The sequence below is a fragment of the Thaumasiovibrio clandestinus genome (assembly GCF_047250365.1).
Classification (GTDB): Bacteria; Pseudomonadota; Gammaproteobacteria; order Enterobacterales; family Vibrionaceae; genus Thaumasiovibrio.
This window is the reverse complement of record NZ_JBLBVL010000007.1, coordinates 26202-52950: the sequence shown is the minus strand read 5'-3', so window position 1 is coordinate 52950 and position 26749 is coordinate 26202. Positions and strand designations below refer to the sequence as shown.

The following is a 26749-nucleotide window of genomic DNA, read 5'->3' as shown; positions in this document are numbered from 1 at the left end:
ACCCATGAATCAACTTCACTTGTGACAAACTTATCAGAATCACGCATTTAAGGTAACGTTCCCGAAAGTATCGATATATCATCCGTTCAGATACAAAAAGTGAAGTAATCAATACAACTGATTTCTATTTTTCTTCAAAATAGGGCTTATACATCAACAATTATAAGCTCAGATACGCTTACGAATTGTTTTGGGAACGTTTGCAGCAAGCCAAAACAATCAATGTGAGAATATAAGAATGAAACTACACACTTTAGCGGTTGCTGTAACAATGGGGCTAATGACTACATCGGTATTAGCAAGTGAAGACGTTGCAGCATTAGAGCAACGTATTAATGCATTAGAACAAAGAGTTGTACAAACAGAGCAGGTTTCTACCGAAGCAAATGAAAAGGCTTCTTCGTTTGAATTTCACGGCTATGCACGCTCTGGGTTATTGATTAACGATGACCTAAACGGCGCGACAGGCACAGGACCTTATATGACGGCTGCAGGTGCCATTGGCGCGCCAGTTGGACGACTTGGTGTAGAAGATGATCATTACGTTGAAGCGAACTTGATTCATAAGCGCTTTGCAGATGATGGTTCTAGTGCCTTGTTTCGTATCATGTTAGCCGACAGTACTGAGACAAATAACGAGTGGACAGCCAGCGAAAGCCAGTTGAACGTACGACAAGTGTATTCAGAATTGAACCGTCTGAGCATGTTCTCTGAATCTGAGGCGTTTTCTGAAGCAACATTCTGGGCAGGTAAACGATTCGATCGCGACAATTTTGATATTCACTTTGTCGATTCGGATATTGTCTTCTTATCAGGTACTGGTGCGGGCGTTTACGACGTTCAGATGAGCGACAACTGGAAAGCGAATTTCTCTATCTATGGCCGAGACTTTGGTGAGATTGATAGCTCATCAACAGATGTAGAAAACTATATTGCAACCATGAATAACCGTATTGGCCAATGGCAAGTGATGTTGAGTGGCATGACCTCAGCAGACAATGACAGCCGCCTAAATGGCGCTGCTGAAAGCGGTGTACACGCAATGTTTGCGTACCATGGAGACAACTTCTTTGGTTTGAGGGAAGGCTTCTCTAAAACGGGTATGTTAGTTGGTAGCGGTCTAGGTGCTGAGCTAAAAGGCATCGGTTCCAATGGTGGTCTACTGGATGACGCAAAAGCCGTTCGTCTGTTTAGCTACGGTGTGACTCGCATTGGTAACAACTGGCGTTTAGCGCCTGCGTTAATGGCGGAGCATAGCCAAGACCGTCTTAAAAAGAATGACGAGTTTACTTGGGCTTCTTTGAACGTTCGATTAGCTCAAGAGTTTACAGAGAACTTTGAGATGGTTTACGAGGGTTCATTGCAATACATGGATTTGGATAACGCAACGGAACAAGCCAGTGGTGGTTTCTATAAAGCCACGGTAGCGCCTACGTTAAAGCTATCAACCAGCACAGGCTTTTTTGACAGACCAGAGCTGCGTTTTGCTGTGAGTTATGTTGACTGGAGTGAAAACTTAAATGGGTACTCCATTAGCACAGATCCTGATGCAGCGACCATGGGAGAGGGCGGAGAAGTCCTATTTGCATTGCAGATGGAAACTTGGTTCTAACTCTCGTTTAGAGGGCGAGTTCTGTTCGTGATGTGATATCAACATCAATAAAATGCCAACCCTTGAGGTTGGCATTTTTGTATCTCGAATTTGGCTTAGTTAGCAAGACTCTCTTTCGATGGTGGTAAATGTCAGCACCATCTTACTCATTTCAAAACCTTTTTTCTCAATACGGTCTAGAAGCAGTTTAGCTCCATTTTCTCCTGCTTTATCAAAAGCATAGTTGAATGTGGAAAGCGTTGGAGTACATACTGAGGCGAGCTCATCGTCACCGACACCAAGGACCAACACATCCTTTCCAGGGACAAGCCCGGCTTCTTGAATAGCTTTTATTGCACCAAGCGCGATACGGTCCGTGGCACAAAACAAACCATCTAATTTGGAGTGCTTACTTAGATGCTGCTTAGCCAGTTTATACCCTGAGTCAATGGTGAAATCGCCACGAGCGTGAAATTGCAGCGTGAGATCGTTGAATTGAAGCGATTGGACAAACCCTTCCGATCTCATTTTATCAACTGCAATATCGTCACCTTGTACACCAATAAACCCCATATTCTTACACCCTTTCGATATGAGGCGATTGCCAGCTTCAAATCCGACGCGCGTATCATCGTGCACAATACTCGGGATGTTAAACATCGAGCCGTCTTGACCAACCAACACCACCGGTACTGCAGAGCTTTGAATCGCTTTGACTAATTTGTTGTCGAGGTGGGTCGCGTACAGGATGATGCCTTCAACACGTTTCTGATTAAATATCTGAATATATTCGAGTTCTTTGTGGTGTGCTTGGTGCGTGCTCGCTAATAGAACATGCTTGCCCGCTTGCTCTAATACTGCGGTTAAACCGTCAACCCCTTGAGAGGTGGCGTGGGAAGAAACCCTAGGAACAATCACCCCAACGAGGTTGGTTTTCTGAGACTTTAAGTCTTTAGCGACTTGGTTTGGGAGATAGCCACACTCTTCTACCGCTTTACGAACCTTAACCTTGGTCGCTTCTTTCACGCCATACTCATCGTTGATTACTCTTGAGACCGTCGACTTGGAAACTCCAGCGAGACGAGCGACATCATGAAGACTAGCCATTATAAATATCCATTTGTAATTTTAGTTTTGGGACGGTTTGCAAACAGAGTATCAAATTTCCCTGTTATCAAGAGATTTTAACCCTGTCTTCTCATCTTAGGGAGATAATTTGAAGATCATTCTCACACTATTGAGCAGTTATCTTTGATCATTTGTTGTTTCTAGGCAAAAATTTGTTTTGCAAACGTTCCCGAGAAATTCAAAGGCTCAAATGACAATCCAATGGGGTATGTAATGAATTATCCAAAAATAGCAAAAGAGCTGCTCACTCTATTAGGTGGTAAAAGTAATATCACTGCACTCGCACACTGTGCGACTCGTCTGCGCCTTGCGGTTGCAGATCAAGACAAAATTGATGAACAGGCGATTGATAACCTAGAAGGGGTCAAGGGCCAGTTTAAAGTAGCGGGTCAATATCAGATCATCTTTGGTTCAGGCATCGTTAACCAAGTTTATGCTGAGCTGGCTAAGCTGACGGAAATGACGGAAATGTCGACCAACGACGTGGCGTCAGCGGGTGCTGATAACCAAAATATTGTGCAACGCGCTGTGAAAGGCCTGTCTGATATTTTTGTACCTATTATTCCTGCGATTGTTGCTGGTGGTCTGTTGATGGGTATCTACAACCTATTGACGGCTCAAGGCTTGTTTATTGATGGCAAATCTTTAATTGACGCCAATCCGGGCTTGACCGACTTAGCAAACATGATCAATACATTTGCTAATGCCCCTTTTGTGTACTTACCTATTTTATTAGCATTTTCAGCTAGTAAGAAGTTTGGTGGTAACCCATACCTCGGCGCGGCTTTAGGTATGTTGATGGTTCACCCAGACCTTCTTAATGGTTGGGGCTTCGGTGGCGCATCGGTGTCGGGCAGCATTCCAGTTTGGAACATTTTAGGCTTTGAAATTGAGAAAGTGGGCTATCAAGGTTCAGTACTGCCAGTTCTTGTTTCTGCGTTTATTCTAGCGAAAGTCGAGCTTAGCCTACGTAAAGTGGTGCCTTCGGTTCTGGATAACTTGCTTACGCCGCTATTGGCAATCTTCGTGACTGGTCTTCTGACATTCACCGTTGTTGGTCCATTTACACGTGATATCGGCTTCTTATTGGGGGATGGCCTGAACTGGTTATACAACAGCGCTGGTTTCATTGGTGGTGCGGTGTTTGGTTTGATTTATGCGCCATTTGTAATCACAGGTATGCACCATAGCTTTATCGCAATCGAAACTCAGTTGCTTGCGGATATCGTAACGACAGGCGGCACGTTCATCTTCCCTATCGCAGCGATGTCTAACGTGTCACAAGGTGCGGCGGCACTGGCTGTTGGTTTCATGACTCGCGATACAAAAATGAAGAGTATTGCGATTCCTTCTGGTGTGACAGGTCTGCTTGGTATTACTGAGCCTGCAATGTTCGGTGTGAACTTGAAGCTTCGCTACCCATTCATTGCTGCGGTTTGTGCTGCTGCGGTTTCAAGCGCATTTATCACTATGTTCAATGTGAAAGCACAAGCCCTGGGTGCGGCGGGTATTCCTGGCATCATCTCAATATCGCCAGAAAAAATTGGCTACTACGTGGTAGGTATGATTATCGCGTTCGTGACAGCCTTTGCACTGACCGTTGTTTTAGGTCTGCGTGAGCGCAGCAAACAAAACATTAAAGCAACAGCTTAACGTTTCTCCCTAGAAGTGAAGCCCCCCTTTTCACTTCATTTCCTAAGCTTTGGGGTGCTAGCTAGGTGATTTGGCTTGGCTAGCCTTTTTATATTTTTACATGACAGCGTGAAATATCACATTGTATTCGGTTGTCATGATTTTCATTTCTAAGGTAAGAAAGATGAATCAAGTTTGGGTAACTGGAGACGCAGTCGTCGACCTCATTCCGGAGACTGACGCGACATTATTGAAATGTCCGGGCGGTGCTCCTGCCAATGTCGCGGTAGCGATTTCTCGCCTTTTAGGCAAAAGCGCATTTTTCGGCCGAGTGGGTAACGACCCGTTTGGCACTTTTATGGAAGTGACTCTGCAAAAGGAAGGTGTGAATACCGAGAGTTTGGTGAAGGACCCTGAACAACGCACGTCAACCGTGGTGGTTGATCTTGATGGCCAAGGCGAGCGCAGCTTTACGTTTATGGTTAAGCCAAGTGCTGACCAGTTTATGTCTGTTGAAGACATTCCCGAATTTAAGAAAAACGAGTGGCTACATGTCTGCTCAATCTCTTTGGCCAATGAACCAAGTCGAAGCAGCACGTTTGAAGCCATCCGGCGCATGAAAGCTGCGGGCGGTTACATCAGCTTCGATCCAAACCTTCGCGATGAAGTGTGGCAAAACCCGTCTGAAATCAAGTCTGTTGTTATGAAAGCGGTTGAGTTGGCTGATGTGATTAAATTCTCAGAAGAAGAGTTGGATTTCTTGACCGATTCGACGTCGATGGAACAAGGTTTGGCTCATATAGCAGAGCTTAACAGCACGCTAGTTCTGGTTACGCAGGGCGCGAAAGGCGTTTGGCGAGTCTTTGAAAACCAAGGCGAGTTAATTTCTGGTCGTTCAATGACTCCAGTCGATACCACTGGGGCAGGTGATGCCTTTGTTGGTGGCTTACTTGCAAAGCTTTCCCAACATGAAGAGTGGAACAATCAACAAGTGGTTGATTCTGCAATCCAGTGGGCGAATGGTTGTGGTGCATTAGCAACGACGCAAAAGGGGGCGATGACAGCCCTTCCAACACAAGACGCGCTTGCTCAGTTTATTAACTCTGATCAGTTTGTTATCTCGGCTCAGTCGACTAAGGAAGATTCCTCAAGTATGGCGAACACTGAGGGGAATGTATGAGTTTGAATTCGAACTGGACAGTAGAGCAAAGATATCGTCGTGTAGAGCAGATATCTCAAGACAGTATTGATGCGATGGTAAAGCTTCGCAAACAAGACGCTGGATACCCTGACTACCATATTGCGCCTAAGTTCGGCCTGCTCAATGACCCGAATGGCTTGTGTTTCTTTAATGGTGAGCACCATCTATTTTACCAGTGGACGCCGGTTGGTCCTGTCCATGGTATGAAGTATTGGTATCACCTTTCTACCAAAGATTTCGTTCATTTCGAAGACCACGGTATTGGCCTGCACCCAGACCAAGATTACGATTCTCACGGTGTTTATTCTGGTGGAGCATTGGTTGAAAACGACAATGTACTGTTGTTCTTTACTGGCAACAAACGTGATGAAAATTGGCTGCGAGTGCCAACCCAGTGTTTTGCGAAGATGTCTGTCGACGGCAAAATAGAAAAGCACGGCGTGGTTATCGAAAACGAGCACTACACAGAACATTTCCGCGACCCAAAAGTGTGGAGGCAGGGTGATGACTATCTGATGGTTGTGGGGGCTCAAACTCCCGAAGAGACTGGTTCAATGGCGTTGTATCGCAGCCGTGACCTGATGAACTGGCAGCACAAAGGCCCAATTCAAACTCGTTACAACAACCTTGGCTATATGTGGGAATGCCCAGATTTTTTTGAAATAGATAACCAGTCGGTGATGCTGTTTTCTCCGCAGGGCGTGTCCAGCGATAACCCATACGATTTCAAAAATATCTATTCTGTGGCTTATATAGTCGGCGATCGCCTAAATCTAGATTCAGCGGAATTAGAGAACCACCAAGACATCGCGCAGCCAGATTACGGATTTGATTTTTACGCACCTCAGACTTACTTGGATGACTCAGGTCGTCGGATAATGATTGCTTGGGTAGGTCTGCCTGAGATTGATACACCATCCATCAAGCATCAATGGGCGGGTATGCTCTCGTTACCTCGTGAACTTCAAATCCAAGGTGGCTATCTTGTTCAGTCTGTTTTACCTGAACTTAAAGCGTTGAAAGGCGAAGCTGTCGCGGTTGAGAAGGCTCTTGAGCTGGATACGACGAGCTTCATGGTTCGGCTCGAAACGGATACGGAAGCGGAAATTGACGAGTTTGAGTTGAAGCTTGCAAACGCCGCAGGCGATAACATCGTGTTCAGTGCCACGGCGACGGAATTTACTCTTGATCGGAGCAAGATGTCTCAGCTCTACGCGGAAGAGTTTGGCTGTGTGAGGAAAGCGCCGAGGTTGAACATCAAGCAAACCATCGAAGTTTATGTAGACAAGTCGGTGATCGAAATCTTTATTAATGGCGGTAAACATACGATGACGAGCCGCTTCTTTATCGATAACTTAAGCTCGCTTTCCGTCAAAGGTGACGTAAAAACCGTTTTCCACCCTATGAATGCAATTAAAGGACTTGATGGTTAAGTTACCTTAATAACTAAACCGAGCTCGGTTTAAGCCGTCACCATGAGCCTCATTTTTCCAGTGATTGTGAGATTCAGTGATGGCTTTTTAGTGTGAGGCAATAAACAAAGCCCTTTATGGACTTAACCGCCTTCATCAGGGTTTTGTTGAACTCATCCGGTTTTTCTAACATTGGGAAGTGCCCAGTGTCTTCAATGTAGTAAATACTGTAGTCTTTAATGTGTTTCTTATTCTCTGCCGAGTTTGTTGGCCATAATCGAGCATTCACCAGAACGACTGGCACATTAACGCTCTTATACACGCGACTGGCTTCACCGCTGACATATTGACCTAAGTAGTGACGAAATTGGTTGATAGCAATGGCGGGTGGTGCAGACGCCATATCTGCCGTTACCCAATAAAGCAACTCTTCTTCTACCTCTTGTGGCAACGACTCTTTTACGAACGCTGTCATCCCACGTTGAAAGTCATCTTCAAAGGGTTTGGTCATTAGATCAAGGTCGTCTTGCGATAATTCTATCGCCACGTTTTGTGACGTATCGACACCAATAATGCCAATCACTTTGTTCGGCATTAACTTCGCCGCTTCGGCGATAATCCCACCCCCCATCGAGTGCCCTATCAAGATGACAGAGTTTAGATTTTCTTTCTCAATAACGGCTTTAATGTCATGAGCGAAAGAGAGCATGGTGAATTCTTGTCGGTTGAACGATGAGTGTCCATGTCCTGCCAAGTCCATAGAGATCACTTTGTAATCTTCTGAAAAATAGCTAATTTGATTTCGCCATAGCCTGCTATCTAAACTCCAACCGTGAATGAAGATAAGTGCAGTCTCCCCGTCTGCGGTCACGCTATAAGCGATTTTCTCAGCGTCACTGGAGATGGCGACACCATACTCAACGGCTGTATTGCTAGCTAACACCACCACGCTGCTCAATGACATGAATACGAAGAATGTCATCGTCAAAATTAAACGTTTCATCGTTTCTCTCTGCTTATCTTCCAAGCGCACACACGTAGCGCTCTCTATCAATATAGTCACTATAAACTGTGAAGTTATAAACAGGTCAAGATTGATTTTGCGAGAGGTGAAATAGCGCCAGCGCGACGAAATTAATGGTACTCAAGGTTAAGCTAAATTGGCTCAGCCTAGCTATGAGCTGACAAGCATTGCTAGCTCATCTTTGCCCCATTGTGATTTACGAAGCAGTCTTATACTCCTCAAACTAAGTGATAGTTAGTCTAATTATAGCTATTAGGAGTCCACAAACTCATCGACCAGAAAGTCGATGAGTTTGTGGACTCGTTTTGCAAGATGTTTGCGGGATTGGTAAAGGATGTTTATCGCTATATCATCCATCACGTAGCCCTCAAGTAAGAGGGTTAAATCGTGTTTATCAATGTAAGGCTGAACGATTACAGATGGCAAACACGTCACTCCCTCGCCAGCAATAGCTGCCTCTAACAACACCATGACATCATTGGATTTGAATTGACCAGATACAGGCACCTGTATGGGGAGATCTGTACTTGCATCCGAGTTCTTGCGCAGACACAAGTTACTGCCTAGATTGATGTGCAGTAGACAATTATGAGTGACTAAGTCGCGAGGTTTAGAGGGTCTTTCATGGCTTTTCAAATAACTTGGTGCAGCACAAACTACAGAGTGGCAAGTAGTTAGTTGGCGAGACACCATCCGATGATCTTGCTCTTTGCCTATCTGGATAACGATATCAAAAGGCTCTTTTGCTAAGTCAATATATCGCTCAGTAAGTATGACTTCTACCGAAATTTTGGGGTAAATTGAGATAAATTGGCGTATTAATTTTGCTATATGGGATTGCCCAAAAGACACACTACAAGCGACTCGAATCAAGCCTTGAGGTTCAGCGTCATCTCTGCTTGTGATATGCGTGACACTATCGTTTAGTGATAAAATTTGTCGATAATATGGTAGGACATCTTCCCCCGCACTGGTTATTTGCAATCTTCTTGCATGTCGACTCAGTAACGTCACACCCAAGCATTTCTCAAGTGATGCGAGGTGCCTCGTTGCCATGGATCTTGACATCTCCAGTTTACCTGCCGCTGCGGTTAAGCTGCCTAAATTGACCACTTCTACAAACACGCGCATTCCTGTGATTTTATCCATAGCACACCTCTTAACTGTTCGATTAGTGCAACTCAATGTAGCATAAAAAGCGGTTTATCTGTGCATTTAAAGAAATTATGATAGTTTCAACTCACAATTAGGGTACTTAATCATGTCTAAGTTTTTAACTAATTTAATCGCCACTTGTTGTCTTTTTAGTTCAAGTGCATTCGCGCAACCTTTGACACCAGACGACCTTGTGGGATGTCCATCTGAGACTATCAACGCCGCATTTTCTGAATTTGGCCGCACTGGAAAAATGGATAGAGAGCTTAACCGTTGGCTAAATAATGCAGAAGGACAGTATATTAAACCCTATGAGGCATTTGATAATGTTTATTATGTCGGCGTATGTTGGGTGTCATCTTGGCTTATAAAAACAGATGACGGTGCTGTATTAATTGATACGCTTACGGGGCCGTTTTCTGAACAGCTGATACGTAATATAGAGAGTGTGGGCGTAAAACCAGAGGATATTAAATTGGTTCTTATGACGCATGGACACTTTGATCATACGGGTGGCGCAAGTCATCTAAAAGAGCTATCGAATGCCCAGTTTGTTATGACGAAGGAGGGGTGGCTAGAGGCCTTTGAAGATGCAAATAAGAAACCAAAAGCTTATTGGGACAGTCGTTTTCTAGCTGAAGCGGATATCGTCGCTAAAGATGGAGACTCGTTCACTGTTGGAGGCAAAGAGTTTATATTGTTGAGTACTCCAGGTCACACTTGGGGGACGGCCTCTTATGTTTTTGACGTTCAAGATGGCGAAAATACATATCGAGCTATCTCGATTGGTGGTTTAGGGTTAAATGCTATAGACGGGCCAGAACAGGTTGAAGCTTACATCCAAAGCATCGAGCGAATTGAAGAACTCGTAAATGCTAGCGAGCACCCAATCTCAGTTCATCTAACTGCGCATCCTTTCAGCAATGGTATGACAGAAGCAAGTAAACTTATTGATTCTAGGGGAGACGACTATAAACATCCCTTTGTTGACAAGCAAGGCTTAATTGAGCAACTACGCACGCTTAAAAAAGGTGCTGAAGAACGCTTGGCACTTGAGAAACAGAAACAATAACTTTTACTATTTCTTTAGGAGAAAAATAACTCCTTAGTCGAAGGTTTGCACTTATTTGTGATATGGGAAATATGAAACTATCGGCAATATTTTGGAGGTTGCAAATATCCTTTGATCTATCTAATGGTTTAGTACATTTGTACTAAACCATTTTTGTCCATCTTTGAGCGAGCGGTTGTGGCTAGCTCATGTTGTGGCTAGCTCAGATCTTTCTTGACTTGGGAGCAGTAAATAACCTAGTATTTTCCCATCATTTCTATAGGAGTTTGCGCCAACATGAACAACTAAACCTGTCATCCATTAATCATTTTATTTTTTGGTTTACAGGGTTAGTAGGCGTAGCTCACTGTCCGATATTTCGTTGCAAGCATAATTTCTTTCGTTGAATCGCCGGTATAGGCGTGCATGTTCGCATCGATTTCATCTCTAGATTTATCTCAAGCTGCGGCTGTTGTCCCTGTTATGCAGGAGGCAAATTATGCCAATCTTACAAGTTAACAATATCAGTCATCAATTTGGTAATGGCGAGACGCTGTTTCAACAACTATCGTGTTCAATGACTAAGCGTCGCGTCGGCCTAGTTGGGCGCAATGGTGTTGGTAAATCATTGTTTGCATCGATACTTAGCGGTGAACAACGTCCATCAAGCGGCAGCGTAACATTACCGAAATCATTTGCTGTGTATCGTCAGCAACCTTCACATCTGTTATCGAGCGATCTCTCTATTGCTCAGTTTTTGAGCAAAGATGAAGTGCTTGATGCGCTTAAACAGATTGAATCTGGCGATTGCGGCGAACATTGGTTCGAAATAGTGGGTGAGCAGTGGGACTTACCAGCGCGACTTTCAGAGCAGCTTAAAGCCATGGGTTTGCCTGCAGAGTTGGACTTTCCCTGTGCTCAACTTAGTGGTGGGCAATTAGCGCGATTACAGTTGTGGCAGTTGTTTGAGAGTGAGGCGCAGTTACTGATCCTCGATGAGCCATCTAACCACCTCGATACACAAGCAAAGCAGTGGTTAATTGAGTCGATGTACAGCTTTTCAGGAGCGATTCTACTGATCAGTCATGATCGTGAATTGTTACGTGAAATGGAAGAAATCTGGGAGCTATCTGGGCTAGGCTTGCAAGTGTTTGGTGGTAACTACGATGTTTATGCCGAGCAGAAGCACGCTGAATTACACGCGCTTGAACGCCAGTTAACCAGCGTCGATAAACAGAAGAGGCAACTAGAGGAACAAGCGCAGCGTAATCGAGAGAAAGCCGAACAAAGAGCAGCGTTGGGCAATAAGCTGCGCAAAGAGGGCAGTCAGCCAAAAATCTTGCTCGATGCTAAGAAGGACAAAGCAAGTGCCCGTGCGTCTAACCGGAGCAAGAACCAGCAACTTCGGCAAGCGCATTTGCAAGAGAAAGAGCAAAGTTTGCAAGCGCGAAAAGAGCAAATGAAAGGGCAAAGGCTGTACTTGGCGGATAAGCAACATGGCCGTTCGCGCAAAGTCGTGTCGATGCTTGAAGCGGTTTTGGCATTTGGTCGTGCTGAGCCAATTACCCTACAAGTTTATGCTGATGACAAGCTTCATTTGTTGGGTAAAAACGGAAGCGGCAAATCGACGCTGTTGAAAACGCTACTGGGTGAATTTTCGCATAAAAGTGGTGAGCTAAAAGTCAACACACCGCTGTATTACCTCGACCAGCATTTTGGTGCGATTCACCCACAATTGTCGATGTTCGATAACCTGATGCAGCATTGTGAGGGGATGAAAGAAAGCGATGCTAGAACCTTATTGGCGGGTATTGGCTTTCGTCGTGACAGTGTGTTTCGCCGTGGCAAGGTACTCAGCGGTGGCGAAAAGATGAAACTGGCGATGCTGATTGTGAGTCATCAACCAGCTCAGCCATTGTTGCTGCTTGATGAGCCAGATAACCATCTCGACCTCGACTCCAAAATTATGCTTGCACAGGCACTGAATCAGTATGGCGGTGGTTATATTCTTATCAGCCATGATAATGACTTTGCGAATGAATCAGGGGTTAAGAGACATTTCGAGTTGTAGATGCTTGCAATGGAATATACAAGACGTTGCAGCCTAACAAGTCATACGCAAGCACATTGTCTGTGTGAGGAAGGCATCTTGCGAGAAAACGTCTCAACAATCGCCTTATTCCTTTGGTTAATATTTCATCTGTAAGCTAACTCATGTATAAAGGCGCTATGAAGATACCTAAAAGAATACAGCCTTTAGTTGACGATGGTTTAGTCGACGAGGTGAAAAGCCAATTAATGAGTGGCAAAGAGGCTTCAGTGTATATCGTACGCTGTGGCGAGACGATCCGCTGTGCCAAGGTGTACAAAGAAATAAGCCAGCGCAGCTTTAAGAAAGCGGCTGCTTATCGAGAAGGCCGAAAGGTGCGAAATAGCCGTCGGGCTAGAGCGATGGAAAAAGGCTCTGGTTTTGGACGAGAACAACAGGAAAGAGTTTGGCAAAGTGCAGAGGTGGATGCTTTGTACAAACTGGCCGCCGCTGGCGTTAGGGTACCGGAACCTTTTGGCTGCTTCGATGGCGTTTTGTTGATGGAGCTGATTACTGATGACGAAGGTTATGTTGCTCCAAGGCTGAACGATGTCGTGATGTCACCCGAACAGGCAATTGAAGATCATCAGGTTATGATGACATATGTGGTGAAAATGCTCTGTGTTGGTTTGATACATGGAGATTTGTCTGAGTTTAACGTGCTTGTTGATGAATATGGCCCGGTTATTATTGATTTACCGCAAGCGGTGGACGCCTCTGCCAATAATAATGCAGAGTGGATGCTGACTCGCGATATCAATAACATACGTGACTATTACGCACAGTTTGCGCCAGAACTTCTTACCACTGAATATGCGAAGGAAATTTGGTCTTTGTATGAGAAAGGGGATTTAAAACCAGACAGCGAGTTAACTGGTAAATTTAAGCAAAGCGAAACGCTGGCTGATATTGACGCAATAATGCATGAAATTGATGCGGCCCGAATCGAAGAACTAAAACGCCGTGAGCGCATCAAAGAAGTCAAAGAAGGAATAGACGAGAGCAAATTTAATTGGGCTGAATCCCAATAAATTGTTGCTTCAAATAGCGACTAACACTCTAATTGAACGAACTTAGCTTTACCTTTTTAAGTTGAGTCGTTCAGACGCGCAGCGTTTGGCAACGCAATGAACGATTGTGAGATGTTAAATCAAGCGGTAGCGAAAGATCTCCTGCAATATTTATTGTCATAGGCAGCAATCATTCTTTTTAGATAGAAGCTCTACAGATGGCAGTGTTTTTCGCCGTTCAATGACCAGCATTACGAAAAATCGGTAACGCACTACTATGAGTGTTAACTATGGAAGCCCATTAACGTACCAAGTAGTGGTGATGGCTGTAGTGGTGATGGTTGCGTGGAAGAAGGTTCATGTGGAGGACGTGGGTGAGCGCATGGTGATTATTTGTCATATCTTTAGATAACGATATATTTGCTGTGCTTTTTTAATTCGTGTAAGAAATGGATTTTCGTTAAAAAGTGAATGTTATAACCACCGAAATGCTTCGTGTTCTAATGAATTGTGATATGATCCGTGTTCATTTTCCGCTCTGAGGCGAGTTGATATTGGTGATGGATAGCCACTCTCTTCTCAATTGCTAGGAGCACAACAAGGAGTTGCTTTTGTCCACGGACTTGAACAAGCCAGTCTTTTTTTCTTCAGTTACTTTCATCTCTCTTTTGGTCATCTTCGGTGTTACCATGCCGGCCGAGCTAGAATCCATTTTTTCTGTACTCCAGCACTGGTTAGTACAAAAGGTGAGCTGGTTCTATTTAGCCACTGTCGCAATTATTCTTGTCTTCCTCATTTTTGTGATGTGCAGTCGCTTAGGTGATATTAAGTTAGGCCCCGATCATGCTGAGCCAGAATATAGCTTAGGTCCATGGTTTGCCATGCTATTCTCTGCAGGGATAGGCATTGGTTTGGTTTTCTATGGTGTATCAGAACCGGTGATGCACACAATGTGGCCGCCTACAGGCGAGGCATTTAGTGTTGAGGCGGCTGAACAGGCGCTCAAGATTACGTTTTTCCACTGGGGTATTAGTGCTTGGGCTGTCTACGGATTAGTTGCACTATCCATGGCCTATTTTAGCTATCGTCACAAGTTACCACTATTACCACGTTCAAGCTTATACCCGCTGATTGGCGAGCGTATTTATGGCCCAATTGGTCATGCTGTTGATGCCTTTGCGGTAATCGGCACACTCTTTGGTGTGGCAACATCGTTGGGTTACGGCGTTATGCAGGTTAATGCCGGTCTTAATTATCTATTCGATGTCGAAGTGTCTTCGCAAGTTCAGATGTGGCTAATTGTTATTATTACCTTGTTTGCGACGATCTCGGTCGTACTTGGGTTAGATAATGGGATTAAGCAGCTTTCTAAAGTTAATATTGTATTGGCTTTAATTCTGTTATCAATAGTGATTATTTTGGGACCAACTGCGCTTATCATGCAGATGTTTGTCCAAAATACCGGTGCTTACTTAAGCGACCTAGTCACGATGACCTTTAACCTCTATGCCTATGATCCTAAAGAAGAGTGGATAGGGGGTTGGACTATCTTCTATTGGGGCTGGTGGATTTCTTGGTCGCCATTTGTCGGTATGTTTATTGCGCGGATTTCACGTGGTCGAACAATTCGCGAGTTTCTCATTGGTGTATTGCTGATCCCAAGTTTCTTTTGTTTTATTTGGTTTACGGCGTTTGGGAATACGGCAATCAATGCCATCATTAATGGAGGAATGACGTCTCTGGCTGACACTGTTGCTAAAGATGTGCCCGTCGCACTATTTCAGTTCTTTGATATGATGCCTATGTCGAATGTACTATCATTTTTCGGTATTGTATTAATTATCACTTTCTTTGTTAGCTCGTCTGATTCAGGCTCGCTTGTTATCGATACGCTGACATCTGGTGGTGCGATGGAGCCCCCCGTTTGGCAACGTGTTTTTTGGGCATCAACGGAAGGCGTTGTTGCTGCAGCGTTGTTGGGCGCAGGCGGATTGGCTGCATTGCAGACCATGACCATTGTGAGTGCTTTCCCTATCGCAGTGCTGTTGTTAGTGTTTTGCTATGCATTGTTTAAAGCATTGCGTAATGACTATTTGTTGATGAACAGTGTTCAAACACATAATACGTCTGTGCAGTACGCTAAAGTGAACGTTAGCTGGCAAAGCCGTATTTCTGATTTGGTATCCCGTCCTGATCTTGATAAAGCAACATCTTTTATTACCGCGACGGTTCAGCCTGCTTTAATTGAACTTGCTGATGAGATGCAAGCGAATGGCTTGAATGCGCGGATTGAGAAAATCAGTGATTTACGTGTACGAATGGTCGTCAGTAAAGATGAAGTGGAAGACTTCGCTTATGGTATTCGTCTGCAAGAATTTGCAATGCCAAGTTACGCCAGTGAAGAAGAGTCGGATGCGCAGAATGCGTATTATCGAGCGGAAGTCTATCTGTTACAAGGTGGTCAGCAATACGATGTGCTTGGTTATACCAAAGAGCAAATCATTGCCGATGCACTGAGTCAGTATGAGCGTCACTTGCATTTCTTGCATTTAGCATCTTCAGAAGATGCGCCCGATTTAGCGCTATCATAATTTAAACCGAAGCCTTATTGGCAGAAGTATTAAAGCCATTCTAGCACTACCGGCATATCGGTAGTGCTAGAGTGGTTTTTTTTAGTTTCTATCGTATGGGTGAACCGCCATTTTTAGATCATGTGCTTCCATACAGGCATGATTTAAGAAAGGAAATAGGCCCTATGCTCACAGTTCTCAACAGCGGTTCAAGTTTGGTTGGGCAAGCGTTATGCACAAATGGGTTGGGTAATGCAGTTACACATCGGTGCACAGCGTAACAATAATAAACGAAAGTTTAATCTACTGGGTGACGATGCAGGCTTTGACTCCATCGCTGACCGCCCATTAGCGTTTGAATTGGCACATTTACTGGATGAAATGGATCAAACCAATGAGTTACCACGTACTATACTTTATTGCTTAAACCCGCGTGACAACGAAATGATGGCAACGATGATAGGGAACTATCAGAGTGGTGGAATTGCAGGTAAAGTGCAGTTCAGCTCTGGTTGGTGGTTTAATAAGCAAAAAGATGGTACGCAACGTCAAATGGAGCAACTGTCTCAGTTGGGTTTGCTGAGCCAATTTGTTGGTATGCTGACTGACTCTCGTAGCTTCCTATCATATACGCGACACGAGTATTTCCGGCGCATTTTATGTGACATGGTTAGCCGTTGGGCTGAGAATGGCGAAGTACCTAACGATTTATCTCTACTTGGGTCAATGGTTGAAAATATTTGCTTTGGTAATGCTAAGCGCTACTTTGAAGAGAGAACATAATCAATGAAACATATCGCCATTCTTGGTGAATGTATGATAGAGCTGAACGGTAAACCGTTTGGCTTAATGCATCAGACATTTGGGGGTGACACGCTAAATGCTGCGGTTTATCTGAGTCGTGGCCTTGAAGCGAATAATCACCCCGAAACGGTAAAGGTATCGTATGTTACAGCGCTCGGTGAAGATCCCATCAGTCAAGGGATGTTGAAACGCTGGCAAGATGAAGGTATATCGACCGAGCATGTATTGCTCGATTCTAAACGCACGCCGGGCTTATATTTAATTCAGCTAGATGAACAAGGTGAGCGTACTTTTTTATATTGGCGTAATCAATCTGCTGCGCGTTACTTATTACAACACAAAGATTTTGACCATTTGAAATCTGCGTTGCAGCAAGTAGATATGATCTTTTTGAGTGGTATAAGCCTTGCCATTTTGCCAGAAGAAGACTGTGCTCAACTGTTGTCCATGTTAGCAGAATTAAAGCAACAGGGTGTTGAAATTGCGTTTGATAGCAACTTTAGACCAGCATTATGGCCAGAGGATGGTCATTGCCGAGTTAAGTCCGTTTATCAAGCGATGTATCAGCTAACGGATTTAGCATTGGTGACTTATGATGATGAGCAGTTGCTGTGGCAGGACCCAACGCCACAGGATACGTTATCACGTTTAGCAGATCTTGGTGTAGCTAAAGCCGTTGTAAAGCTGGGAGCCGATGGGTGTCTGATTAACGATAGCGAGGCATCTTCGCTACCTTATGCCGTGCCGACTCAGCCAGTTGATATCGTCGTGGATACAACTTCTGCTGGTGACTCGTTTAATGGCGGCTTTTTGTCCGCTTACCTAGCGGGTGAGAATATGGAGAATGCATGCCGTCGTGGCAACGCCTTGGCTGGTATGGTGATTCAACACCGTGGCGCTATTATCCCTAAAGAATTGACACAATCGGTAATTGATGCCGTGAAAGGAATATAAATGTCATCCATTAAAGAACAACTGAAAGCACTAAAAGTTATCCCTGTCATCGCGATTGATAAGGCAGAAGATATTATCCCATTAGGTAAAGTCCTGGTTGAAAATGGCTTACCTGCAGCCGAAATTACCTTCCGCTCAGAGGCTGCAGTAGACGCTATTCGTCTTCTGCGCGAAAGCCAGCCTGAGATGTTGATTGGTGCCGGAACGATACTAAATAAAGAACAAGTTATAGCAGCAAAAGAAGCTGGAGCGACATTTATTGTCTCGCCAGGTTTTAACCCTAAAACTGTACAAGCGTGCCAAGATGTTGGTATTGACATTGTGCCGGGTGTAAATAACCCAAGTACTGTTGAGGCGGCGCTTGAAATGGGTCTAACCACGTTAAAGTTTTTCCCAGCAGAGGCGTCGGGCGGAATTAACATGGTGAAATCTCTTTTGGCACCGTATACCGATATCGAGTTGATGCCCACGGGGGGGATTAACCCTTCTAACATCAATGACTACTTAGCAATACCTCGAGTTTTAGCCTGTGGTGGTACATGGATGGTGGACAAGAAGCTCATAGAAGCTGGCGATTGGGATGAGTTGGCACGCTTGACCCGTGAAGCTGTTAAATCGGTAAATTAGACCAATATTGGTTAAAGGCAGCCCCTTGTTAAGGGGCTGTTTACTCGCAAGAGTATTACTCTCCGAGGCCTGATTCTATTTAACTCATTCTGCTGGGTTAGCCACAATATTTGGGTTGGTTCGATTGGCGGTTCACTGATTGAGTTAACTTTTATTGCAACGAATATTGTTACTATTTACCGACTGTGTCATACGAAAAGTGAATTAGTAATAGAAGATAATAAACCTTAAGTTCATGATTTAATCAGCCGCTATCTTTATGGTTAAATAGCGGCTGCTGATAGGTGCCATTTACATTTTCTTACTTAATAGGCACGTTCTCTATTGCTCTCTCTATAATCTTTAGGGGTTAGATCGAGATCCTTCTTAAATACAGCATACATATATTGCAAGCTAGGATAACCGCAGATCGTTGCTATCTCTGCGATAGGTAAGTCGGTCGATGAGAGTATTTTACATGCGCGCGATAGCTTTGAGTTATGTATTTCTTGGTGAATTGAGTGACCACGCTCATCTTTAAATCGCGTTTCTAAATTAGAGCGAGATACGCCAACATAACTTAGCACTTGATCCACTTTTATTCCATTGCATGCTTGTTGACGAATAAAGTGCATTGCCTGAATGACATAAGGGTCTTTTAACGCTTGGAAATCGGTGCTTTGTCGTTCAAATACTTGTGTTGGTGGAATAACAATACGTGCATTGGGTTTGTCACGATAGTTTTCATCAATAAGCAATTTGTGAAGTATTTTTGCCGCCTCATAACCCATAGATTTACAGCCTTGGCCCACTGAGCTTAGTGATACGCGGGTTAAATGACGGGCAAGCTCTTCGTTATCAACGCCAATGATAGAAAATTTGTCAGGAACCAGTAAATTGAGGTGATCACACATTTGGAGTAGATGTCGAGCGCGGGAGTCAGTAACGGCGATGATCCCCGTTGGTGCAGGTAAGCGCTGCAACCAATCGGCAAGGCGGTTCATGTCATACTGCCATGTTTTTGGTGAGGTTTCATTGCCTCTATACACCGTGCCGCAATAGCCGTTTTGTTTGGTGATGTTCAAGAAGGCTTGCTCGCGCTCAGATGCCCATCGCTTATGATTGCTAGCAGGAAGGCCATAAAAAGCAAAATTTTCCAACCCCTTATCTTTTAGATGCTGGAAAGCCATGTTAACTACGCCGTAATTATCTGTTGCGACATATGGAACATTCGGGTAATCATTTTCTGCGTGATATGAACCTCCAACACCGACGGTTGGAATGTCAAGGCTAGATATAAGTTGAGTTATTTCAGGGTCATCTAAATCGGCGATTATTCCATCACCAACCCAATTTTTAATTTGATCTAATTGAGTAATGAAATCTTCTTCTAAAAAAATATCCCAGTCACATTGCGTTGCCTGAAGGTATTCACCTACACCTTGAATAACCTGTCGGTCGTAAACTTTATTAGCATTGAAAAGTAAAGTTATTCTGAATTTTTTATTAGTGTTGAGTTTCATATTCTTCTATGAGCGCTTGGTTTGTATCACATTTTATCAGGATAGCTTTCTTTAGCATGTGACTTAACACACATTGATGAAATCGGTAAAAAACTTAACAAAAAACATAATTGAGACTTGTTTAATGAGGTAGCAATATAAGTGTGTATTCGTCATTTAACTTACGACAGTTATCACTGATAAGGAAATGCTGTGTTTATTGGAATTGATTTAGGAACATCTGGTGTAAAAGTGGTTCTCATGGATGAGGCTGGTCAAATTGTTGGTTCTGAAACGGCGTCTTTGTCCGTCTCGCGGCCAGCTCCGCTATGGTCAGAGCAGGAACCACAAGATTGGTGGGACGCAACGGTGCAAGCGATGGATGCGTTAAGCTCAGCGGTAAGCTTGTCGGATGTACAAGCGATTGGTCTCTCTGGGCAAATGCATGGCGCAACAGTGCTTGATATCGACGGTAACGTTCTGCGTCCTGCGATTTTATGGAATGACGGGCGCAGCTTTGCTGAATGTGCAGAGCTTGAAGCTGATGTGCCTAATAGTCGGGAAATCACTGGTAACATTATGATGCCGGGTTTTACTGCACCGAAGTTAAAGTGGTTACAAAAAAATGAACCGGCGTGTTTTACTAAAATTGCCAAGGTACTTTTGCCGAAAGACTATTTGCGTTATTGCTTAACCGGAGACTATGCGTCTGATCTGTCTGATTCGGCTGGTACCATGTGGCTTGATGTGGCTAAGCGTGAGTGGAGTCATGAACTGTTGGCTGCTACGGGATTAACCGAAGACCATATGCCAGCTCTATTTGAGGGGAGTGAGATAACCGGAACGCTGAACGCAGAATTTGCTGAACAATGGGGAATGCCTTGCGTTCCTGTTGTGGCGGGTGGTGGCGATAATGCAGCAGGTGCGATTGGTGTGGGAATCATCAACCCTGGTCAGGCCATGCTATCTTTGGGTACATCCGGTGTCTATTTTGCCGTTAGTGATGGCTTCTTAGCCAACCCCGACTCAGCGTTACACAGTTTTTGTCATGCATTGCCTGGCACATGGCACTCGATGTCAGTGATCCTAAGTGCTGCATCATGTCTAGATTGGGTTGTTGAACTGACAGGGGCAGAAGACGTTCCATCTCTGATTGCAGAAGTGGAAGCGATGCCTAAGTCTCAATCAGACGTGGTGTTCTTACCTTATTTGTCTGGTGAACGAACACCACACAATAACCCGACCGCAAAGGGGGTATTTTTTGGTATGACACACAGTACCAAACGTGCTGACTTAGGACGCGCGGTGCTCGAAGGTGTTGGTTTTGCTTTTGCTGACGGTTTTGATGCCTTGCATGCTGCAGGGATGGAGCCTGAAGAGGTCGTGTTAATTGGTGGTGGTGCACGTAGTGCTTACTGGCGTCAGATGTTGGCCGATATTACTGGCAAAAATATGACTTACAGAGAAGGGGGGGATGTTGGTCCTGCATTAGGTGCGGCACGCTTGGCTTACTTGTCTGTGGCAACAGATAAGGCAATAGCGGATATTTGTCCTGTTCCTCGTCTTGTCGAAACGCACCATGTTAATGCTGAAAAGCACGCCCAGTACGCGATTGAACGCACTAAATTCAAAGCACTATACCAGCAGTTAAAAGGCTTATTCTAATTGTACGCAACAACATGAAATAAAAAAGCCACTTCAATTGAAGTGGCCTTTTTTTATGATAGGGAATGTTTTAACGTCGGTTTTTCGTCGCAGTATCCATCCATACAGCAAGTAACAAAATGGCACCTTTAACAATGTATTGCCAGAATGTTGGGACATCCATCATGCTCATGCCGTTATCTAGAGAAGCCATAATAAAGGCACCAACAACCGCGCCAATAACGGTTCCGACCCCTCCAGCCATACTGGTTCCGCCAATGACACAGGCTGCAATCGCATCAAGCTCGGCAATGTTACCAGCAGACGGTGAACCAGCGCCTAAGCGAGAGCTGAGAACCAGTGCGGCAATCGCGACTAAGAAGCCATTCATGGTGTAAACCGCTAACTTTGTTTTCTCAACATTGATCCCAGATAGACGGCTCGCTTCAATATTGCCACCAATGGCATAAATACGGCGGCCAAAGGTGGTTTTTGTCGCAATAAATGAACCAAGTATCATGAATGTGGTGAGTAGTAGAACAGGGGTTGGTACACCACGATAATCATTTAGAAGGTAAACGATGGCTAGGACTGCAATCGCAATTAGGCAGTTCTTTCCAAGGGTCTGAGTTGCTGTTGGGTTAGGTAGCTTGTATTTTTCACGTGTGCTGAATTGTCTTTTTTGCCACGCAAAGTAACAAACCAATGCACCAGTACCAATCATCAAACCAAGCATATTTGGTAGGTAGCTTTGTCCAATGATCCCCATTGCTTCAGATGTTGGTGCTACCGTGGTGCCGTTAGTTACACCGATTAAGATGCCACGAAAGGCAAGCATGCCTGCGAGTGTAACGATAAAAGAAGGTACTTTTCGGTATGCGACCCACCAACCGTTCCACGTACCAAGCAGAAGCCCAGCAGTGATGGTCAGAATAATTGTGATAGGTAAAGGAAGGCCGAACCAAACGTCTAATATCGCTGCAAGCCCACCTAATAGCCCCATCATTGACCCAACAGACAGATCAATCTCTCCACTGATGATGACAAACACCATTCCGATAGCCAGAATACCAGTGATGGCGGTTTGTCTAAATAAGTTGGAGATGTTACGTGGTGTCAGGTAACTGCCATCAGTCATAAAACTGAAAAACAGCATAATCATGACAATTGCTCCAAGCATAACAAGGACTTGCAAGTTCATGCTTTTTAGTTTGTCGATAATCGAAGAGGAAGTTTTTGTCTCTTTAATCTCGAGTGATTGTTGTTGCGTCATGCTGCTTCTCCTTCTTTTAGCGCACAATCCATGATCATTTCCTGAGTTAGGTTTTCGTTGACCAAGTTGCCTTTAATTTTTCCTTCGTGCATTACTAGCACGCGATCACTGATGCCGAGTACTTCTGGAAGCTCAGATGACACCATGATGATGCTAATGCCCTGTTTTACAAGTTGGAACATCAACTTATAAATTTCGTATTTTGCGCCAACGTCAATGCCTCGAGTTGGTTCATCGAGAATCAATACTTGAGGTGAAACCAATAGGTAGCGAGCAAGAATTGCTTTTTGTTGATTCCCACCAGAGAGATTCTTTATCGCAAGCTCACTGCTTGGGGTTTTAACGGTTAGCGACTCAATGGAATCGATAATTTGTTTTTCTTCTTTATTGATATTTAGCATACCAAGCGAGCTGAATTCGTTGAGTCCAGCAAGAGAAATATTATTTCCCACACTCATTATTGGGATGATGCCATTACGTTTGCGATCTTCAGGCACCATAGCAATACCATTATTCAAGGCTTGTTGGCTATTATTAATGGTGACGGACTGGCCATTTAAGGTGATTGTTTCGTGGTGTTTTCCTTGGTAGCAACCGTAAATGCACTCCATTAGCTCGGTGCGTCCCGAACCGACAAGGCCAGAGATCCCGAGTATTTCACCCCTCTTTAGTGTGAATGAAGCATTATCTACTTTTTTGATGTGGCGATTGGCTTTATCCCATGCTGTGACATTGTTGACCTTGAGTATGACATCACCAATTTCATGTGCTTCTCGAGGGAAGAGTTGTTTCATCTCTCGTCCAACCATCATGGTAATAATGTCATCTGTTGTCATATTTTCAGTTGGCCGAGTACCAATATGGACACCGTCTCGAATAACACAGATGTTATTTGAAATCGCTTTCACTTCGCCCAGCTTATGCGATATATATATACAGCTAACACCTTGACTACGAAGATCTTTTACCAAATCGAGTAGTATCTCAGTTTCCGACTCGGTTAAGGGGGCAGTGGGTTCATCAAGAACGAGTAGCTTTGCATTTTTGGATAGCGCTTTAGCAATCTCAATCAGTTGTTGCTGCCCTACGCCTAAATCCCCAATACGGGTCTCCGGAGAAATGTCGAGCTTCACCGCTGAGAGCATACTCTGCGCTTTGCTTATCATCGCGGCATGATCAAGAATGCCGTGCTGACTTATTTCACAACCTAGGAAGAGGTTTTCCATCACGGACATCTCTTTAACTAAGGCGAGTTCTTGGTGAATAATAGCAATGCCTAAGTCTTCGGTATCTTTAATGCCCTTTGCTTTTATCAGTTGCCCTTGAAAATAGATCTCGCCTTCATATTCACCAGATGGGTAAATCCCACATAGCACTTTCATTAATGTCGATTTACCGGAGCCATTTTCTCCGCATAGTGAAAGTACTTCTCCTTTCTCGAGTGTTAGGCTTACCCCATCAAGTGCTTTGACAGGACCAAAGCATTTTACAATATTTCGCATTTCTAATAATGCAGGCATGGTTCCTCCTCAAAGAGCGGGCACATAACTGTGCCCGCAATGCGTTGTTATAGTTTATTGGTACACATCTGATTCTTTATGGAAGTTGTCAGCAATAACTGTTTTATTGATATTGTCTTTAGTAACAATAACAGGCTCTAGTAAGTAAGAAGGAACATTTTTGACACCATTCTCTAGAGATGCGTTGCTTTCAGGCGTATTGCCTTTCGCTAGTTCAACGGCGATATCCGCAGCTTTGTCAGCCAGTTGCGAGATTGGTTTGTATATCGTCATCGTTTGTGTTCCAGCGACAATACGGCGAACAGCCGCTAAATCAGCATCTTGGCCTGAGATGGCTACTTTACCGGCTAAACCTTGTGCTTCAAGGGCTTGAATCGCACCACCAGCCGTTGAGTCATTAGACGCAACCACAACATCAATCTTGTTGTCATTCGCGGTTAGGGCATTTTCCATAATCGCCAGAGCATTTTCTGCTAACCATGAGTCAACCCACTGGTCACCGACAATTTCGATATTGCCATTGTCGATTTCAGGCTGTAGGACATTCATTTGACCTTGACGGAATAGCTTGGCATTGTTATCGGTTGGTGCGCCGCCCATCAGGAAGTACTTGCCGTTTGGTGTATTATCAATCAGGGCTTTAGCTTGTAGCTCACCGACTTTTTCATTGTCGAATGATAGATAAAAGTCAATATCAGCATTGGTAATCATACGGTCATAAGCAAGCACTGGGATCCCATCGCGTTTTGCTTCTCGTACAACGTTGGTTAATACTTCACCGTTATATGGAATAATAACAAGTACATCCACACCACGAGAGATCATGTTTTCTACTTGAGCAATTTGAGTTTGCTCATTACCATTTGAGGATTGTACGTATACTTTGGCACCAAGCTCTTCGGCTTTACTTACAAAAATATCACGGTCTTTTTGCCAACGCTCTAAACGTAGATCATCAATTGCCATTCCTATGGTAATGTCTTTTGCGACAGCGGAAGCACTTAATATTCCGACAGTGACAGCACAGAGGTATGTTGCTAATTTTTTCATGATCAGTCCTTTTAAACTAAATGTTGCTTTTGTTGTAGGGTTTGGTATAGCTTTTGTGTTTTTATATTTTTTAAAAGGGAGAGCGTTTAGCTTGATAAAAGCTCTCCCAACATGTCAAATTATTTATAAATAAAACGATTAACAATATTTTCTAAGTATTCTTGCTTGCCTGATGTCGGTTGAGGATTAATATTTTTTTCTGTAGCAAACTCAGCAATCGAAGCCAGTGAAAGTTCACCATTTAGTATTTTCTTGCCAAGGTCTCCATTCCAACCCGCATAGCGCTCAGCAACATGTGCAGATAGTAAATCATTTTCGATCATATCAGCAGCTCGCTCTAGAGCTAATGCCATGGTATCCATACCGCCAATATGTCCGATGAATAGGTCGCTGGTATCAATTGATGGGCGGCGGACGCGAGCATCAAAGTTAAAACCACCCGTGGTAAAACCGCCAGCTTTTAAAATTTCGTACATTACCAAGGTATTTTCTTCTACGCTATTCGGGAATTGGTCGGTATCCCAGCCTAGTTGTGCATCGCCGCGGTTGGCATCGATAGAACCAAATAACCCTAGAGACGTTGCTGTGGCGACTTCATGTTGGAAGCTATGTCCAGCCAGTGTTGCGTGGTTTGCTTCTATATTTACTTTGATCTCATTCTCTAAGCCAAACTGCTTCAAGAAACCATACACCGTCGCTGTGTCGTAATCATATTGATGTTTTGTTGGCTCTTGTGGCTTAGGTTCAATCAGGATTGCGCCTTTAAAGCCAATTTTGTGCTTATGCTCAACAACCATTTGCATGAAGCGACCAAGTTGTTCGCGCTCCTGACGTAAATCAGTGTTTAGCAGTGTCTCGTAGCCCTCACGGCCGCCCCATAGTACATAGTTTTCGCCACCGAGACGGTGCGTTGCTGTCATCGCATTAAATACTTGAGTGGCTGCGTATGCAAAAATTTCGGGATTTGGGTTTGTTGCAGCACCGGCTAAATAACGTTTATGCGAAAAGGCATTTGCTGTACCCCATAGCAGTTTCATGCCAGTTTCTTCTTGTTTACGCTCAAAGACATCGACCATAGCAGCGAAGTTATTTACATACTCTTTTAGGCTATTTCCTTCAGGTGCAATATCGGTATCGTGAAAACAATAGAAAGGAACATTTAGCTTTGTATAAAACTCGAACGCAGCATCGGCTTTCATTTTATACTGTTCTAGATCGTTATTTCCTTTTAACCAAGTATGGTCAAAAGTACCATCACCAAAAATATCAGCGCCAGCCCAACGGAAGTTATGCCAATAGCACGCAGCAAAACGTAAATGATCTTTCATGCTCTTGCCCAGAATAATGCGCTCAGGGTCATATGCACGAAAAGCTAAAGGATTTGTTGAGTCTTTCCCTTCAAATTGAATTTTGCTAATGCCATTAAAATATTCAGTCATGATTTTTATTCCATTTACACAGTATGTTGTTGTTATTCATCTTTTGCTTTTTTTTGTATGCCATCAATTATGAAATTTCACAGCGTAGTTTCTT

Annotated in this window: 18 protein-coding genes and 3 pseudogenes; 13 read left to right on the top strand and 8 right to left on the bottom strand. The window is 44.0% G+C overall.

Annotation, left to right across the window (positions count from 1 at the left end):
* Positions 1-238: 238 nt before the first annotated feature.
* Positions 239-1612, top strand: a complete 1374-nt coding sequence (locus tag ACKLNH_RS11520; RefSeq protein ID WP_413112411.1) for a carbohydrate porin — start codon at positions 239-241, stop codon at positions 1610-1612.
* A 99-nt stretch (positions 1613-1711) separates the two neighbouring features.
* Here the strand turns inward: ACKLNH_RS11520 and ACKLNH_RS11515 are convergent, their stop codons facing one another.
* Positions 1712-2698 (bottom strand): LacI family DNA-binding transcriptional regulator, encoded by a 987-nt coding sequence (locus ACKLNH_RS11515; RefSeq protein WP_413112410.1) that lies wholly within the window; start codon positions 2696-2698, stop codon positions 1712-1714.
* 234 nt (positions 2699-2932) lie between these two features.
* Here ACKLNH_RS11515 and ACKLNH_RS11510 point away from each other — a divergent pair, with 234 nt between their 5' ends.
* The 3 genes from ACKLNH_RS11510 to ACKLNH_RS11500 all read left to right on the top strand — a co-directional run bounded on the left by ACKLNH_RS11510 (position 2933) and on the right by ACKLNH_RS11500 (position 6985).
* The gene (locus tag ACKLNH_RS11510) at positions 2933-4372 is read left to right on the top strand and encodes a sucrose-specific PTS transporter subunit IIBC (RefSeq protein ID WP_413112409.1); all 1440 of its coding nucleotides are present in this window, start codon (positions 2933-2935) and stop codon (positions 4370-4372) included.
* 163 nt (positions 4373-4535) lie between these two features.
* Positions 4536-5531 (top strand): aminoimidazole riboside kinase, encoded by a 996-nt coding sequence (locus tag ACKLNH_RS11505; protein ID WP_413112408.1) that lies wholly within the window; start codon positions 4536-4538, stop codon positions 5529-5531.
* Positions 5528-6985 carry a sucrose-6-phosphate hydrolase gene (locus tag ACKLNH_RS11500; RefSeq protein WP_413112407.1) on the top strand — a complete coding sequence of 486 codons (1458 nt, stop codon included), beginning with the start codon at positions 5528-5530 and terminating at the stop codon, positions 6983-6985. Before ACKLNH_RS11505 ends, ACKLNH_RS11500 begins: the two co-directional genes overlap by 4 nt.
* Before the next feature lie 73 nt (positions 6986-7058).
* Here ACKLNH_RS11500 and ACKLNH_RS11495 read toward each other — a convergent pair whose 3' ends face one another.
* Positions 7059-7967 (bottom strand): alpha/beta fold hydrolase, encoded by a 909-nt coding sequence (locus tag ACKLNH_RS11495; RefSeq protein WP_413112406.1) that lies wholly within the window; start codon positions 7965-7967, stop codon positions 7059-7061.
* Between the two features lie 273 nt (positions 7968-8240).
* Positions 8241-9137, bottom strand: coding sequence for a LysR family transcriptional regulator (locus ACKLNH_RS11490; RefSeq protein ID WP_413112405.1), 897 nt, complete (start codon positions 9135-9137; stop codon positions 8241-8243).
* Between the two features lie 196 nt (positions 9138-9333).
* On the opposite strand from ACKLNH_RS11490, the pseudogene ACKLNH_RS11485 reads away from it, so the two are divergent.
* From ACKLNH_RS11485 to ACKLNH_RS11450, 8 genes and pseudogenes are all read left to right on the top strand, one after another.
* Positions 9334-10215: pseudogene (locus ACKLNH_RS11485) on the top strand (MBL fold metallo-hydrolase); the annotation flags it as partial.
* Positions 10216-10693: 478 nt separating this feature from the next.
* The gene (locus ACKLNH_RS11480; RefSeq protein WP_413112404.1) at positions 10694-12265 is read left to right on the top strand and encodes an ABC-F family ATP-binding cassette domain-containing protein; all 1572 of its coding nucleotides are present in this window, start codon (positions 10694-10696) and stop codon (positions 12263-12265) included.
* 158 nt (positions 12266-12423) lie between these two features.
* Entirely contained in the window at positions 12424-13314 is an 891-nt protein-coding gene (locus ACKLNH_RS11475; RefSeq protein ID WP_413112403.1) for a PA4780 family RIO1-like protein kinase, read from the top strand.
* Positions 13315-13904: 590 nt separating this feature from the next.
* Positions 13905-15884 (top strand): BCCT family transporter, encoded by a 1980-nt coding sequence (locus ACKLNH_RS11470; RefSeq protein ID WP_413112402.1) that lies wholly within the window; start codon positions 13905-13907, stop codon positions 15882-15884.
* A gap of 165 nt (positions 15885-16049) precedes the next feature.
* Positions 16050-16646: pseudogene (locus ACKLNH_RS11465) on the top strand (glucuronate isomerase); the annotation flags it as partial.
* A gap of 3 nt (positions 16647-16649) precedes the next feature.
* Positions 16650-17621 carry a sugar kinase gene (locus ACKLNH_RS11460; RefSeq protein WP_413112401.1) on the top strand — a complete coding sequence of 324 codons (972 nt, stop codon included), beginning with the start codon at positions 16650-16652 and terminating at the stop codon, positions 17619-17621.
* Complete coding sequence (locus ACKLNH_RS11455) at positions 17622-18248, top strand: bifunctional 4-hydroxy-2-oxoglutarate aldolase/2-dehydro-3-deoxy-phosphogluconate aldolase (RefSeq protein ID WP_413112400.1); 627 nt, start codon at positions 17622-17624, stop codon at positions 18246-18248.
* Between the two features lie 36 nt (positions 18249-18284).
* A pseudogene (locus ACKLNH_RS11450) lies at positions 18285-18479 on the top strand (YgjV family protein); the annotation flags it as partial.
* A 74-nt stretch (positions 18480-18553) separates the two neighbouring features.
* On the opposite strand, the gene ACKLNH_RS11445 reads toward ACKLNH_RS11450, so the two are convergent.
* Positions 18554-19750 (bottom strand): XylR family transcriptional regulator, encoded by a 1197-nt coding sequence (locus ACKLNH_RS11445; RefSeq protein ID WP_413112399.1) that lies wholly within the window; start codon positions 19748-19750, stop codon positions 18554-18556.
* A 192-nt stretch (positions 19751-19942) separates the two neighbouring features.
* Between ACKLNH_RS11445 and xylB the strand changes: the two genes are divergently transcribed.
* Positions 19943-21394: a xylulokinase gene (gene xylB / locus ACKLNH_RS11440; protein WP_413112398.1), complete on the top strand. Its 1452-nt coding sequence runs from the start codon at positions 19943-19945 to the stop codon at positions 21392-21394.
* Positions 21395-21464: 70 nt separating this feature from the next.
* On the opposite strand, the gene ACKLNH_RS11435 is transcribed toward xylB, so the two are convergent.
* The 4 genes from ACKLNH_RS11435 to xylA form a co-directional block, all read right to left on the bottom strand.
* On the bottom strand, positions 21465-22646 hold the full coding sequence (locus ACKLNH_RS11435; RefSeq protein WP_413112397.1) for a sugar ABC transporter permease: 1182 nt from the start codon (positions 22644-22646) through the stop codon (positions 21465-21467).
* Positions 22643-24166, bottom strand: a complete 1524-nt coding sequence (locus ACKLNH_RS11430; protein WP_413112396.1) for a xylose ABC transporter ATP-binding protein — start codon at positions 24164-24166, stop codon at positions 22643-22645. Before ACKLNH_RS11430 ends, ACKLNH_RS11435 begins: the two co-directional genes overlap by 4 nt.
* A gap of 54 nt (positions 24167-24220) precedes the next feature.
* A complete protein-coding gene (gene xylF / locus ACKLNH_RS11425; protein WP_413112395.1) occupies positions 24221-25216 on the bottom strand; it encodes a D-xylose ABC transporter substrate-binding protein in 996 nt (331 codons plus the stop codon).
* A gap of 119 nt (positions 25217-25335) precedes the next feature.
* Positions 25336-26655: a xylose isomerase gene (xylA, locus tag ACKLNH_RS11420; protein WP_413112394.1), complete on the bottom strand. Its 1320-nt coding sequence runs from the start codon at positions 26653-26655 to the stop codon at positions 25336-25338.
* Positions 26656-26749: the final 94 nt, after the last annotated feature.